At 37.7% G+C, this 316-nt stretch carries 1 pseudogene; it reads left to right on the top strand.

Annotated elements, in window-relative coordinates:
• Positions 1 to 316, top strand: a pseudogene (locus C1G53_RS06375) (ABC-F family ATPase); the annotation flags it as partial.

The following is a 316-nucleotide window of genomic DNA, read 5'->3' as shown; positions in this document are numbered from 1 at the left end:
GTAATGCAAAAGCAGAAGAAAAAATCAAAGAACTACAAGAATTCGTTGCCCGTTTCTCTGCTAATGCTTCTAAGTCTAAGCAAGCTACTTCACGTAAGAAAATGTTGGACAAAATCGAGTTGGAAGAAATCATTCCTTCTAGCCGTAAGTATCCATTTATCAACTTCAAATCAGAACGTGAAATCGGTAATGACCTCTTAACAGTTGAAAACTTGAAAGTTGTTATTGATGGTGAAACGATTCTTGACAATATCAGCTTTATCCTGCGCCCAGGTGACAAGACTGCTCTTATTGGTCAAAACGACATCCAAACAGA

Origin of the sequence: Streptococcus suis, from assembly GCF_002960445.1 — a bacterium.
Taxonomy (GTDB): Bacteria; Bacillota; Bacilli; order Lactobacillales; family Streptococcaceae; genus Streptococcus; species Streptococcus hyiners.
Note: the sequence above shows the minus strand (reverse complement) of the source record. Positions and strands in the feature narration are given on the sequence as shown.